This window comes from Brachybacterium sp. JB7 (assembly GCF_003335205.1).
Taxonomy (GTDB): domain Bacteria; phylum Actinomycetota; class Actinomycetes; order Actinomycetales; family Dermabacteraceae; genus Brachybacterium; species Brachybacterium alimentarium.
The window spans coordinates 1-248 of sequence record NZ_QPGN01000063.1 but is presented as its reverse complement, the minus strand read 5'-3'; the positions used below and the strand labels follow the sequence as shown (position 1 = coordinate 248).

The window sequence follows — 248 nt, the reverse complement described above, 5'->3', positions numbered from 1 at the left end:
CTGTGCCACCAAGAGCGGTAATAATCACATCCCCCATGCCTTCCGCTACATACATACTTAGAATTGGGCCTAAGCTGTAACCTAAGAAGCCTGTGAATAAGAAAGTGAAAACGAGACCTAAGCTTGAGTTACGGTTTTTCTCTGTTAAATAAAGCAAGCCATAGAAACCTACTAGCATCAGAATCAGTCCCGGGCGAGGCAAGTTTAATGCCATGGATACACCGGCAACAACCGCAGACCAAAGCAAA

The 248-nt window shown here is 45.2% G+C and carries 1 protein-coding gene; it reads right to left on the bottom strand.

What is annotated here, in order from left to right; all coding sequences use genetic code 11:
* The coding region (locus CIK81_RS18910) for a Bax inhibitor-1 family protein (protein WP_241964265.1) at window positions 1-248 on the bottom strand (248 nt) is incomplete at both ends.